The following is a 12,588-nucleotide window of genomic DNA, read 5'->3' as shown; positions in this document are numbered from 1 at the left end:
GAATTACTTCCGCCGGGCCCGTAAACATATGTACGGAACGCTGAAATCGCTGGTCAGAGCGCGTGCTGGAACTGCCGGTCGAGATTCCCGGCCAGCGCGTGCACCGTCACGAACTGCGGCTCGATTCGCATGTACACCGGGTCGAAGAGCGCTCCGTCGACGAAATGCGGACCCGGACCGAAGAGTTCCAGTTCGGCGGTGGTCGGCTCGCCGATCTGGGCGGTTCCGGTGAACTGCACCGACCACAGCCGGGGGTCACCGGTATTGAAGTTGTCGGCGCCGTAGGCGACCACGCTGCCGTTGCAGGCGTGGTGGTAGCCGAAGCCCGCGTGCATTCTCAGCACCACCTTGCCGTCGACCACGATGTGGCGGGCCAGGGCGAGGAAGGGCAGCGCGCGCATGCTGGTGGCGACACGGCCGTAGGGCACCTGGCGCAGCAGTTCGATGGCGTGGAGTTCCTCAGTGGGCATGCCGTCCACTGTCCGGCACCGGCACGCCGCCGGGAAAGAGGAACCCGCCCCGGTCATCGGGGACGTTGGTCCCGAATGAAACAGCGCGCCCCGTGGGATCACCCGGCATACGGGTGATCGCGGGGCGTAGCGGTGGCTCACGCGGGGTGCTGCCCGGGGCCGCTGGTGGTGCTGGTGAGGCCGGGGGTGCTGGTGAGGCCGGGCGCGCGGTGGGCTAGCGGCGCTTCTCGGCCTGGAGCCGGGCCACGTAGGCGGCGGCCTGCGAGCGGCGCTCCATGCCCAGCTTCGAGAGCAGGCTGGAGACGTAGTTCTTGATCGTCTTCTCGGCCAGGTGCAGGCGCTCGCCGATCACGCGGTTCGTCAGGCCCTCGCCGATCAGGTCGAGGATCTTGCGTTCCTGCTCGGTGAGGTTCGAGAGCCGGTCGTCGCCCTTGCCGTTCTTGCCGTCGCGCAGCCGCTCCAGCACCCGCGCCGTGGCGACCGGGTCCAGCAGCGACTTGCCCGCCGCCACGTCCCGTACGGCGTGCAGCAGCTCGTTGCCGCGGATGGCCTTCAGCACGTACCCGGAGGCACCGGCCATGATCGCGTCGAACAGCGCCTCGTCATCGGCGAACGACGTCAGCATCAGGCACTTGATGTCCTCGTTCTGGGAGCGCACCTCGCGGCAGACCTCGACGCCGCTGCCGTCCGGCAGGCGCACGTCGAGCACGGCGACGTCCGGACGGGTGGCCGGGATGCGTACCAGAGCGTCGGCCGCGGTGCCCGCCTCGCCGACGATCTCAATGTCGTCTTCGACCGACAACAGCTCATAGACACCACGTCGTACCACTTCGTGGTCGTCCAGGAGGAACACCTTGATTTTCCCGTTTTCGTGCACGGATTCAGTTTCACACACTCACCTCTTCCCTGCCGCAAGAGGCCGGGATAACGTGCCGTTGTTCCGGCCCCCTGCAAGGCTGTGACCAGTGGTTGTTCCCGGATCCTCGGATTTACTTGGAAATCCAAGCAAAATCGCAGGTCAAACGGGGTTTCGCAGTTATGCGACGCACTGGGTAACGTGCATTGCGCAGGGCACTCGCCGGGGCACCTGTCACGCCTGGACCCCACCACGACGCACCCACCCCGTGCGCGGGCGGGACTCTGGGCGAGCCGCACTGGTCCCCGGAGAACCCGGGTGCCGGACCGACGGAGGAGCACACGTGACCGTGGAGAGCACTGCCGCGCGCAAGCCGCGACGCAGCAGCGGCACCAAGCGAGCGGCTGGCGCCGCGAGCGCCGCCAAAGCCGCCGCCGCTGCCGCAGCCGCCGCCGAGCCCCAGCTCGTACAGCTGCTGACGCCCGAGGGGGACCGGGTTTCGGCCGCGGACCATCCTGAGAACGCGGAATTCATGGCCTTCGTCGAGGACATCACGGGGGACGACCTGCGCGGTCTCTACCGCGACATGGTCCTGACCCGCCGTTTCGACGGTGAGGCCACCGCGCTCCAGCGCCAGGGCGAGCTGGGCCTGTGGGCCTCGCTGCTCGGCCAGGAGGCCGCCCAGATCGGCAGCGCGCGTGCGCTGAACGACGAGGACTACGTCTTCCCCACCTACCGTGAGCACGGCGTGGCCTGGTGCCGCGGGGTGGACCCGACGAACCTCCTGGGCATGTTCCGCGGGGTGAACCACGGAGGTTGGGACCCCACCCTCAACAACTTCCACCTGTACACGATCGTCATCGGCTCGCAGACGCTGCACGCGACCGGTTACGCGATGGGTGTGGCCAAGGACGGCGCGGACTCCGCGGTCATCGCCTACTTCGGCGACGGCGCCTCCAGCCAGGGCGACGTGGCCGAGGCCTTCACCTTCGGGGCCGTCTACAACGCCCCCGTGGTGTTCTTCTGCCAGAACAACCAGTGGGCCATCTCGGAGCCCACCGAGCGCCAGATGCGCGTACCGCTCTACCAGCGCGCCCAGGGCTTCGGCTTCCCCGGCGTACGGGTCGACGGCAACGACGTCCTGGCCTGCCTGGCCGTGACCCGCTGGGCCCTGGACCGGGCGCGGCGCGGCGAGGGACCGACGCTGGTCGAGGCCTTCACGTACCGGATGGGCGCCCACACCACCTCGGACGACCCGACGAAGTACCGCCGGGACGAGGAGCGCGAGGCGTGGGAGGCCAAGGACCCGATCCTGCGCCTGAAGACCCACCTGCTCGCGAGCGGGGCCGCCGACGAGGCGTTCTTCGAGGAGCTGGAGACCGAGAGCGAGGCCCTCGGCAAGCACGTCCGCGAGGTCGTGCGGGCCATGCCCGACCCGGACACCATGGCGATCTTCGAGAACGTCTATGCCGACGGGCACGCGCTCGTCGACGAGGAGCGCGCGCAGTTCGCCGCCTACCTCGCGTCCTTCGAAGGCGGGGAGTGACCATGCCGGTGCAGAAGCTGACCATCGCCAAGGCGCTCAACGACTCGCTGCGCAAGGCCCTGGAGACCGACCCCAAGGTCCTCATCATGGGCGAGGACGTCGGCAAGCTCGGCGGCGTCTTCCGGATCACCGACGGCCTGCAGAAGGACTTCGGCGAGGAGCGGGTCATCGACACCCCGCTCGCCGAGTCGGGCATCGTCGGCACCGCGATCGGTCTCGCGCTGCGCGGCTACCGGCCCGTGGTGGAGATCCAGTTCGACGGTTTCGTCTTCCCCGCCTACGACCAGATCGTCACCCAGCTCGCGAAGATGCACGCTCGCTCGCTGGGCACGATCAAGATGCCGATCGTCATCCGGATCCCGTACGCGGGCGGCATCGGCGCAGTCGAGCACCACTCCGAGTCCCCCGAGGCGCTGTTCGCGCACGTCGCGGGCCTCAAGGTGGTCTCGCCGTCCAACGCCGCCGACGCCTACTGGATGCTCCAGCAGGCCATCCAGAGCGACGACCCGGTGATCTTCTTCGAGCCGAAGCGCCGTTACTGGGACAAGGGCGAGGTCGACGTCGAGGCGATCCCCGGCGAATTGCACAAGGCGCGGGTCGCGCGGGAGGGGTCCGACGTGACCCTGGCCGCGTACGGCCCGATGGTCAAGGTGTGCGTGGAGGCGGCCGCGGCCGCCGCCGAGGAGGGCAAGTCCATCGAGGTCCTGGACCTGAGGTCCATGTCCCCGGTGGACTTCGACACCATCCAGGCCTCGGTGGAGAAGACCCGCCGTCTGGTCGTCGTGCACGAGGCCCCGGTGTTCCTGGGCGTCGGCGCGGAGATCGCCGCGCGGATCACGGAGCGGTGCTTCTACCACCTGGAGGCGCCGGTGCTGCGTGTCGGCGGCTTCCACGCGCCGTACCCGCCCGCCCGCCTGGAGGACGAGTACCTGCCCGGCCTGGACCGGGTACTCGACGCCGTCGACCGCTCGCTGGCGTACTGAGGAGATTTTCGTGACGATCAGCGAATTCAAGATGCCCGATGTGGGCGAGGGCCTCACCGAGGCCGAGATCCTCAAGTGGTTCGTGCAGCCCGGGGACACGGTCACGGACGGCCAGGTGGTCTGCGAGGTCGAGACGGCGAAGGCGGCCGTCGAGCTGCCGATCCCGTTCGACGGCGTGGTCCACGAGCTGCGCTTCCCCGAGGGGACGACGGTCGACGTCGGCCAGGTGATCATCTCGGTGCGGACCGGGGCGGACGCCGCGCAGGCTCCGGCCGCGGCTCCGGCCCCGGCTGCCGCCGCAGCTCCCGTCGCCGCGGCCCCCGAGGCCGAGGCGACGCCCGGGGCGCGCCAGCCGGTCCTCGTCGGGTACGGCGTGTCCACGGCTTCCACGAAGCGCCGCCCGCGCAAGGGCGTGCCCGCGGCGTCCTCCGTGCCCGCGGCGTCCTCCGTGGCCGCGGCAACCGCGTCCGCGGCCGTACCGGTCCAGGCTCCGGCGCTGAACGGGAACGGCGGCAACGGCTTCGCCGGGCACGGGCACGGGCAGGCGGTCGCCGAGCGACCGCTGGCCAAGCCGCCCGTGCGCAAGCTCGCCAAGGACCTCGGCATCGACCTGGCGGCGATCGTCCCCACCGGGGACGGCGGCGTCGTGACCCGCGAGGACGTGCACGCGGCGGCCACCGCCGCGCTCGCGCCGCAGCCGGTCGCGCCCGTGGCCGAGACCGTGACGGCCCCCCAGGCCGCGCTCGCCCGGGCCGCGGTGGCCCAGGCGGCTCCGGACGCGCGGGAGACCCGTATCCCGGTCAAGGGCGTCCGCAAGGTCACGGCCCAGGCCATGGTCAGCTCCGCCTTCACCGCCCCGCACGTCACCGAGTTCATCACCCTCGACGTGACGCGCACGATGAAGCTCGTCCAGGAGCTCAAGGACGACCCGGACATGGCGGGGCTGCGGATCAACCCGCTGCTCCTCATCGCCAAGGCGGTCCTCATCGCCATCAGCCGGCACCCGGACGTCAACGCGTCCTGGGACGAGGCGGCCCAGGAGATCGTGCTCAAGCACTACGTGAACCTGGGCATCGCGGCCGCCACCCCGCGCGGTCTGATCGTGCCGAACATCAAGGACGCGCACGCCAAGACCCTGGCGGAGCTGTCGCGGGGCCTGTCCGACCTGGTCGGCACCGCCCGTGACGGCAAGACCTCGCCGTCGGACATGCAGGGCGGCACCGTCACCATCACCAATGTGGGCGTCTTCGGCGTCGACACCGGTACCCCCATCCTGAACCCCGGCGAGGCCGCGATCCTCGCGGTCGGTGCGATCAAGCCCCAGCCGTGGGTGCACAAGGGCAAGGTGAAGGCGCGTCAGGTCACCACCCTGGCGCTGTCGTTCGACCACCGCCTCATCGACGGTGAGCTCGGCTCGCGGTTCCTCGCGGACATCGCGGCCGTCCTGGAGCACCCGAAGCGCCTGGTCACCTGGTCCTGACCGACCGGCGCACGTCACCGATGGCCGGCCACCCCCGCGGGTGGCCGGCCATCGGTGCTGAGTAACGTGTGCGAATCGGGGGCGACCCATGCCTCTGGGAACGGGGCTACGGAACATGGGACTGACCGAGGAAATATCCGCCTTGCGGGGCGGATCCGGGCATTCACACCGTTTGCTCGGTGAATTCCGGCGCACGGTACTGCTCGCTCCCCTCGCCGACGGCGCCCTGATGTCGGGTGAGCGGGGCGGCGTCCGCTGGATCTACGCCTTCACGGACGAGGAGGCCCTGGCGCGCTTCGCGCTCGCCCGGGACGAGGAGGACCGCGAGTGGGAGTACCTCGCGATCCTCGGGGCCCGGCTGGTCGACGCGGTGGTGCCCGGGGCCGAGGGCCCGACAGGTGTCGCCGTCAACGTCGCCGACCCGGAGGGCTCGATGCTCTTTCCGCCGGTCGTGGGGATCGTGCCGGATGCGGTGGCGGTGTCGGTGTGAGCGGGGACAAGGATCTCGCGGTCGCGCCGGAGGCCGTGCAGAAGGTGCAGGACGGTCTGCGGGCCGCTGTGGGTGAGTTGCGGGAGTCGGGTGCGGATGCGGGTGGGGCGTCGATGGGCGCCGGGTTCAGCGCGTTGTCGATGACCGGTATGGAGGCCGGGCATGCGGGGCTGGCGAAGGAATTCGAGGATTTCTGCGAGAGCTGGGAGTGGGGTGTGCGCTCCCTGATCCAGGATGCGAGCTCGCTGGCTCAGGCGTTGGGTATTTCGGCGGGGACGCTGTGGGAGGAGGACCAGTACGTCCAGGGGGCGTTCAAGGTCGCCGCGAACTCGGCGTACGGGAATCCGCATGCCAGTGAGGACGAGATCGAGAACAAGGCCTGGGGGGATATTTTCCGGGCGGACGTGTACCGGCCCGATTTCAGTGCCGAGTCCTTCGCGAAGAGTGGTGAGGACATCAAGAAGACCTGGTCGGAGACCGGGGACAGGTTGGTGACCACGGGGAAGATCGGGTCGCTCAAGGACATGGTGGATCAGGTCACGGGCGACGGGGGCGGTAGGTAATGGGGCTCGGGGACTTCATTCCGGATTCGGTCGAGGACTGGGTCGAGGACCGGACCGAGGACGTCGGCGACGCCATCGAATGGACCGGTGACAAGGTCGCCGGGCTGGCCGACAAGGTCGGTCTGGAGGACGCGGGCGACTGGATCCGTGACAAGAGCCGCTCGGCCGCGAACCAACTGGGCGCGGACGTCGCCGAGATGGAACTCGGGCAGACCGAGGACCCCACCAAGCTGGTCTACGGCAGCGTCTCGAAGATCCGCGCGCAGGCCGCCCATCTGCACGACTTCAAGGCCGCCTTCGACAAGGTCGGCGGCGGGCTCAAGGGCATGGACTCCGACGGGCTCAAGGGCAAGACGGTCGATGCCTTCCGGGAGTCGGTGGCGAAGGAACCGCCGCGCTGGTTCAAGGCGGCCGAGTCCTTCGGCAAGGCCGCCGTCGCGATGGGCGGTTTCGCCGAGACGGTGGAGTGGGCGCAGGGGCGGGCCAAGGAGGCCCTGGCCGACTACAACGCGGCCAAGAAGGCCTCGACCGACGCGCGCGCCGCCTACAACAAGCAGGTCGACACCTACAACGACGCCGTGGACGCGAAGAAGGGGACCCTGCCGCCGAAGCCGGGGGCCTTCACCGATCCGGGTACGGCGCTCGCGAAGGCGGCCCAGGACAAGCTCGACGATGCCCGGCGTCAGCGCAACGAGGTGGCGGAGACCGCGCGCATCGCCGTCGGCGCGGCCCGGGACGCGGCCCCGCCGAAGCCCTCGTACGGTGAGCAGTTCGGCGACGGCATGCAGTACGTGGACATCGCCAAGACGCATCTGACCGGCGGGGTGATCAAGGGCACGGCGGGTCTGGTGAACTTCGTCCGCTCGGTCAACCCGACGGACCCGTACAACCTGACCCATCCCGCCGAGTACGCGACGAGCCTGAACTCGACCGCAGCCGGGCTGGTCACGATGGTCAACGACCCCATGGGCGCGGGCAAGCAGATGCTCGACCAGTTCATGAAGGACCCCTCCGAGGGCGTCGGCAAGCTGCTGCCGGAGCTCATCGGCACCAAGGGCCTGGGGCTGGCGAAGAAGGCCGGAACGGCCGCCAAGCTCGCGGAGGACATACCGACGGGCCCCGGCCGCAAGGCCCTCACGGGGGAAGGCCCGGACCTGCACAAGACACCGGACGGGGAGCGGACCACGGGCGGTACCGACCCGGTGGACCTCGCCACCGGGCGGATGTACCTCCCGCAGACCGACGTGGTGCTCCCGGGCGCGCTCCCGCTGGTCTTCAACCGCCGCGCGGAGTCCGGGTACACGGCGGGCCGCTGGTTCGGGCCCTCCTGGAGCAGTACGGCCGACCAGCACCTGGAGATCGACGCCGAGGGCGTGGTCCTGGTCGCGGAGGACGGCCTCCTCATCGGGTACCCGCACCCGGCGCCGGGTGTTCCGGTGCTGCCGGTCACCGGTCCGCTCCGTCCGCTGGAGCGCACTCCGGACGGTGACTACACGCTGACCGATCCGGTCTCCGGGCAGGTCCGCCGGTTCGTCCAGCCGCTGGACGGCGGCGGGGACGGGCTCGCTCCGATCGTGGAACTCGCCGACCGCAACGGCAACTTCATCACCTTCGAGTACGACGCCCAGGGCGCCCCCCTCGGCATGGCCCACAGCGGGGGCTATCACCTGGCCTTCGAGACGGCCGGGGGCCGGATCACGGCCCTGCACCTGACCGGCGGTCCGCGGATCCTCGGGTACGGCTACACCTCCGGCCACCTGACCGAGGTCACCAACTCCTGCGGCCTGCCCCTGCGGTTCAGCTACGACGAACGCGGCCGGATCACCTCCTGGACCGACACCAACGACAGCCGCTACGACTACGCCTACGACGACCGGGACCGCTGCGTCGCCGAAGGCGGCAGCGAGGGACACCTCGTCCTGACCCTCGACTACGACGGGCTCGACCCGGCGACCGGTCACCGGGTCACCAGCGTGACCACCGCGGCCGGGGCCACCCGCCGCTACCTGATCGACGACCGGCGCCGGGTGGTCGCGGAGATCGACCCGCTCGGCGCCGTCACCCGCTACACCTACGACCGCCACGGGCGTCCGGCCTCCCGCACGGACGCCCTCGGTGCGACCTCCGCGCAGGAGTACGACGCGTCCGGCCGGATCGTCCGGTCGGTCCGCCCGGACGGACGGGCGGCGGGCACCGAGTACGACGCACTGGGCCTGCCGACCCGGGTGGCGAACGCCGACGGCACCGTCGTCCGCCAGACGTACGACGAACGCGGAAACCGCACGTCGCTCATCACCTCGACGGGTGCGGTGACGTCCTTCGCGTACGACGAGCGGGGCCATCTCACTGCGGTCACCAACCCGCTCGGCGCCGTCACCCGCAGCACCTGTGACGCGGCGGGCCTGCCGCTCACCGTCACGGATCCGCTGGGCGCCGTCACCCGCTTCGAGCGGGACGCCTTCGGGCGCCCCGTCCGGGTCACCGATCCGCTCGGCGGGGTGACCGTCATGGAGTGGACCACCGAGGGCAGGCCCGCCCGCCGGGTGGACCCGGACGGCAGCGAGCGGACCTGGCAGTACGACGGTGAGGGCAACTGCACGGTCTTCACCGATCCGTCGGGTGGGGTGACCCGCTTCGAGTACACCCACTTCGACCTCCTCGCCGCCCGGACCGGCCCCGACGGGGTGCGCCACACGTACGCCTACGACGCGGGACTGCGCCTGACAGGCGTACGCAATCCCCAGGGCCTGAGCTGGGAGTACACCTACGACGCGGCGGGCCGGCTGGTCTCCGAGGCGGACTTCGACGGCCGGACCCTGAGCTATGCCTACGACCCGACCGGGCGGCTCTCCTCCCGGGTGAACGCACTCGGTGAGGAGATCGGCTACGAGCGCGACGTGCTCGGCCGGATCGTCCGCAAGACCTCCCCGGACGGTACGGCGACCTTCGAGTACGACGTCTTCGACCTGCCCGCGGCGGCGACCTCGGCCGACGGGACCACGCTGGTCCGCATCCGTGACCGGCACGGCCGGCTGGCCGAGGAGCACGTGGACGGGCGGGTGGTCCGCTACGCGTACGACGAGCTGAGCCGGCCGGTGGCCCGGACGACGCCCGCCGGGGCGGAGACCCGCTGGACCTACGACGCGGCGGGTCACTGCACCGGGCTGACCGCCTCCGGCCGGACCCTCGCCTTCGAGCGGGACGCGGCGGGCCGTGAACTGACCCGGCGCATCGGCGAGAACACCGTCCTGCACCACACCTTCGACCCCGCGGGACGGCTCACCACCCGGCACATCACCGGGTCGGACCAGCGGACCCTCCAGCGCCGCGGCTACACCTACCGGGCCGACGGCAACCTGCTGGGGATCGACGACGAGGCGACGGGCCCGCGCAGCTTCACCCTGGACGCCGCCGCCCGGGTCACCGGGGTGGACGCCGCTTCCTGGTCGGAGCGCTACGCCTACGACGAGGCGGGCAACCAGACGTCCGCCGACTGGCCGCAGGACCACCCGGGCGCCGACGCGGCGGGTGAACGCGAGTACACCGGAACCCGGATCACCCGCGCGGGCCGGGTCCGCTACGAGCACGACGCCCAGGGCCGGGTGGTGCTGCGGCAGCGCACCCGGCTCTCCCGCAAGCCCGACACCTGGCGCTACGTCTGGGACGCGGACGACCGGCTTGCCGAGGTGACCACCCCGGACGGGACGCGCTGGTGCTACCGGTACGACGCGCTGGGGCGGCGTACCGCCAAGCAGCGGCTCGCCGGGGCCGATGTTTCACGTGAAACCGCTGTTTCACGTGAAACACACCCCGTGGTCCTTGAGGAGACCCGCTTCACGTGGGACGGCACCACCCTCGTCGAGCAGACGACTCACGTCCGGGACAGCCCGCACGAGGTCACCCTCAGCTGGACGCACGCCGGTCTGCACCCGCTCACCCAGGTGGAATCCATCCGGCCGGCCGCCGGGACGGGGGAGCCGCAGGCGTGGGAGGAGGTCCCGCAGGCGGAGATCGACAGCCGGTTCTTCGCCATCGTCACGGACCTCGTCGGCACCCCGACGGAGATGATCGACGAGGAGGGCGCCCTCGCGTGGCGCACCCGGTCGACGGTGTGGGGCGCGACGAGCTGGAACCGGGACGCCTCGGCCTACACGCCCCTGCGTTTTCCCGGTCAGTACTACGACCCGGAGACCGGTCTCCACCACAACTACTTCCGGACCTACGACCCGGAGACGGCGCGCTACCTGACGTCGGACCCGCTGGGCCTGACCCCGTCCCCCAACCCGATGGCGTACGTCAGCAACCCGCTGGTGTGGGCCGACCCGCTGGGCCTGAGCGGCTGCAAGGCGGCGCCCAAGGAGCAGTTGGCCCTGCCCAAGGCCGAGCGCGAACCCCCGAACATGTACGGCACTCCGATCACCTCACGGCTGGCGCAACCGGGTGAGGAGTTCAACATGGTGCTCTCCAAGGGCCAGCCCGGCACCAGCCCCGGTGGGTTCGGTACGTTCGAGGACGTGCCCAACCAGCAGTTCGTACGCGATCAGCTGGCCATCCGTACCGACTGGAAGGACGATGTCTCGATGCTCCAGCGGTACCGCTTCCCGGACAGCGGTGATCCCATCCGGATCCAGGAGAGCATCATCGGTCCCCAGACGGACCCCTCGCTCGGGCATCTGCCCGGCGGCGTCAGTCAGCTGGAGATCCTGAACTACGAAGACCGAGCCCGGCTGATCCCAGTCGGCCCTCCCGTGGAGATTCCCAAGTAATGACGCAGGAACCGGAAGTGACGGTCATCTGGACGGCGGGCGAGAGCACGGTCCGCTGGCGCGGGGGCGACGGCGGGGCCGTGGTCGAGAAGCACCACCCGAAGCCGCCGCAGTCCGTGATGACGTGGACGCGGGACGGCGAGACACTGGTGCTGGTGGTCGAGGCACTGGACACCAAGCCCTTCACCCCGAAGGACAACGCCGTCGTCTACCGCGCGGACGGCACCGAGCGGCTCCGGCTGAGCCCGCCGGAGGGTCTGCTGTCGGACCCGAACGCGGTGTTCGGGTTCTACAGCGCCTTCCCGGACTCCGAGGGCCTGCCGCTGCTGGTCATCGCCACGCGGTCGGGGGACTTCCAGAGCCGGCTGGACCTGGAAGCCGGTGTGGTCCGGGACGCGCGGACCTGGAGGTGACGCGGATGCGCACGCGCTCCGCAGCCGACGACCCGGCCGCTCTGGAGCGGGCCGTCGGCTACCCGGCCGGCGGTCCGGCCGAGCCGGTGGCGGCCCTGGACGCCGGACAGGTCCGCGCGGAACTCGCCGAGCACCGGATGCGGCCCGAGTGGACCTGGTACGCCGAGGACGAGGACGGCCGGATCCTGGCCCGCGCCCTGTGGTGGGGGCGGACCGACAGCGAGCGGCCGCTCGCCCTGGACTGCCTCCAGGTGCGGCCCGAGGTTGCCGACCCGACGGCGCTGGCGGCGGAGCTGCTGGCGGCCGGGCACACGGCCTTCGGCAACCGGCCGCTCTACAACGTCTCCCTGCCCCGCGCATGGCGGACCGATCCCGCGCTGATGGCCGCGGTCGACTGGCGCCGGGAGGCCGCCCGGCGCGTGGGCCTGACCAGCGTGGTCGAGCGGCTGCGCTACGAATGGACCCCGGGGGACGCGAGCACCGGGGACGGGCCCGCCGTGGAGGAGCCCGCCGGACCGGCCGCGCCGGCGCCGGGTCGGCTGGTGTTCCGGGAAGGCACGGACGAGGAGTTCCTCGACGCGTTCGCCCGGCTCTCGCAAGGCAGCCTGGACCTGCACACGCAGACCGAACTCCGTTCCCAGGACGCCCTGACCGTGGCCCGGGAGGACCTGGAGTACTACCGGGACTGCCCGGGTGAGCGCTCCTGGTGGCGGCTCGCCCACCTGCCCGGCGGCGAGCTGGCGGGCATGGCGATCCCTTCCCGGACGCCCTACCACCGCAACGTCGGCTACCTGGGCGTCGTACCCGAACGGCGCGGCCAGGGCCTGATCGACGAGATCCTCGGCGAGATCACCCGCTTCCACGCGGGCGAGGGCGCCAACCGGATCACGGCCACCACCGATACCGTCAACTCCCCGATGGCCGCTGCCTTCGACCGGGCCGGGTACCGCGTGACGGAGATCCGGCTGGTGCTGGAGGAACCGGGCGAGGTCTGAGTGCCGCGGGCTGCTGCTGGCGCCGT

At 70.9% G+C, this 12,588-nt stretch carries 10 protein-coding genes; 8 read left to right on the top strand and 2 right to left on the bottom strand.

Going from position 1 to position 12,588, the window contains the following annotated elements:
- Positions 1–53 precede the first annotated feature (53 nt).
- Positions 54–470, bottom strand: a complete 417-nt coding sequence (locus tag QMF80_RS07845; RefSeq protein ID WP_283450901.1) for a pyridoxamine 5'-phosphate oxidase family protein — start codon at positions 468–470, stop codon at positions 54–56.
- Positions 471–684: 214 nt separating this feature from the next.
- Entirely contained in the window at positions 685–1,347 is a 663-nt protein-coding gene (locus QMF80_RS07840; protein ID WP_283450899.1) for a response regulator, read from the bottom strand.
- A 322-nt stretch (positions 1,348–1,669) separates the two neighbouring features.
- On the opposite strand from QMF80_RS07840, the gene pdhA reads away from it, so the two are divergent.
- From pdhA to QMF80_RS07800, 8 genes are all read left to right on the top strand, one after another.
- Complete coding sequence (gene pdhA, locus QMF80_RS07835; protein WP_283450897.1) at positions 1,670–2,872, top strand: pyruvate dehydrogenase (acetyl-transferring) E1 component subunit alpha; 1,203 nt, start codon at positions 1,670–1,672, stop codon at positions 2,870–2,872.
- A gap of 2 nt (positions 2,873–2,874) precedes the next feature.
- Positions 2,875–3,855, top strand: a complete 981-nt coding sequence (locus tag QMF80_RS07830; protein ID WP_283450895.1) for an alpha-ketoacid dehydrogenase subunit beta — start codon at positions 2,875–2,877, stop codon at positions 3,853–3,855.
- Between the two features lie 31 nt (positions 3,856–3,886).
- Positions 3,887–5,335, top strand: coding sequence for a dihydrolipoamide acetyltransferase family protein (locus QMF80_RS07825; RefSeq protein ID WP_283451190.1), 1,449 nt, complete (start codon positions 3,887–3,889; stop codon positions 5,333–5,335).
- A gap of 172 nt (positions 5,336–5,507) precedes the next feature.
- Positions 5,508–5,825, top strand: coding sequence for an SseB family protein (locus tag QMF80_RS07820; protein ID WP_349372190.1), 318 nt, complete (start codon positions 5,508–5,510; stop codon positions 5,823–5,825).
- Positions 5,822–6,388 carry a hypothetical protein gene (locus tag QMF80_RS07815; protein WP_283450891.1) on the top strand — a complete coding sequence of 189 codons (567 nt, stop codon included), beginning with the start codon at positions 5,822–5,824 and terminating at the stop codon, positions 6,386–6,388. Before QMF80_RS07820 ends, QMF80_RS07815 begins: the two co-directional genes overlap by 4 nt.
- Positions 6,388–11,154 carry a putative T7SS-secreted protein gene (locus QMF80_RS07810; protein WP_283450889.1) on the top strand — a complete coding sequence of 1,589 codons (4,767 nt, stop codon included), beginning with the start codon at positions 6,388–6,390 and terminating at the stop codon, positions 11,152–11,154. The genes QMF80_RS07815 and QMF80_RS07810 overlap by 1 nt, the downstream gene beginning before the upstream one ends.
- The gene (locus QMF80_RS07805; RefSeq protein WP_283450886.1) at positions 11,154–11,567 is read left to right on the top strand and encodes a hypothetical protein; all 414 of its coding nucleotides are present in this window, start codon (positions 11,154–11,156) and stop codon (positions 11,565–11,567) included. The genes QMF80_RS07810 and QMF80_RS07805 overlap by 1 nt, the downstream gene beginning before the upstream one ends.
- A 5-nt stretch (positions 11,568–11,572) precedes the next feature.
- The gene (locus QMF80_RS07800; RefSeq protein WP_283450884.1) at positions 11,573–12,562 is read left to right on the top strand and encodes a GNAT family N-acetyltransferase; all 990 of its coding nucleotides are present in this window, start codon (positions 11,573–11,575) and stop codon (positions 12,560–12,562) included.
- Positions 12,563–12,588: the final 26 nt, after the last annotated feature.

Source organism: Streptomyces sp. G-G2, from assembly GCF_030063135.1.
Taxonomy (GTDB): Bacteria; Actinomycetota; Actinomycetes; order Streptomycetales; family Streptomycetaceae; genus Streptomyces.
This window is presented reverse-complemented; position numbering and strand designations above follow the sequence as displayed.

Coding starts and splice junctions, on each gene's coding strand:
- QMF80_RS07845 (WP_283450901.1), bottom strand. CDS start 470: ATGCCCACTGAGGAACTCCACGCCATCGAACTGCTGCGCCAGGTGCCC.
- QMF80_RS07830 (WP_283450895.1), top strand. CDS start 2,875: ATGCCGGTGCAGAAGCTGACCATCGCCAAGGCGCTCAACGACTCGCTG.
- QMF80_RS07825 (WP_283451190.1), top strand. CDS start 3,887: ATGCCCGATGTGGGCGAGGGCCTCACCGAGGCCGAGATCCTCAAGTGG.
- QMF80_RS07810 (WP_283450889.1), top strand. CDS start 6,388: ATGGGGCTCGGGGACTTCATTCCGGATTCGGTCGAGGACTGGGTCGAG.
- QMF80_RS07805 (WP_283450886.1), top strand. CDS start 11,154: ATGACGCAGGAACCGGAAGTGACGGTCATCTGGACGGCGGGCGAGAGC.
- QMF80_RS07800 (WP_283450884.1), top strand. CDS start 11,573: ATGCGCACGCGCTCCGCAGCCGACGACCCGGCCGCTCTGGAGCGGGCC.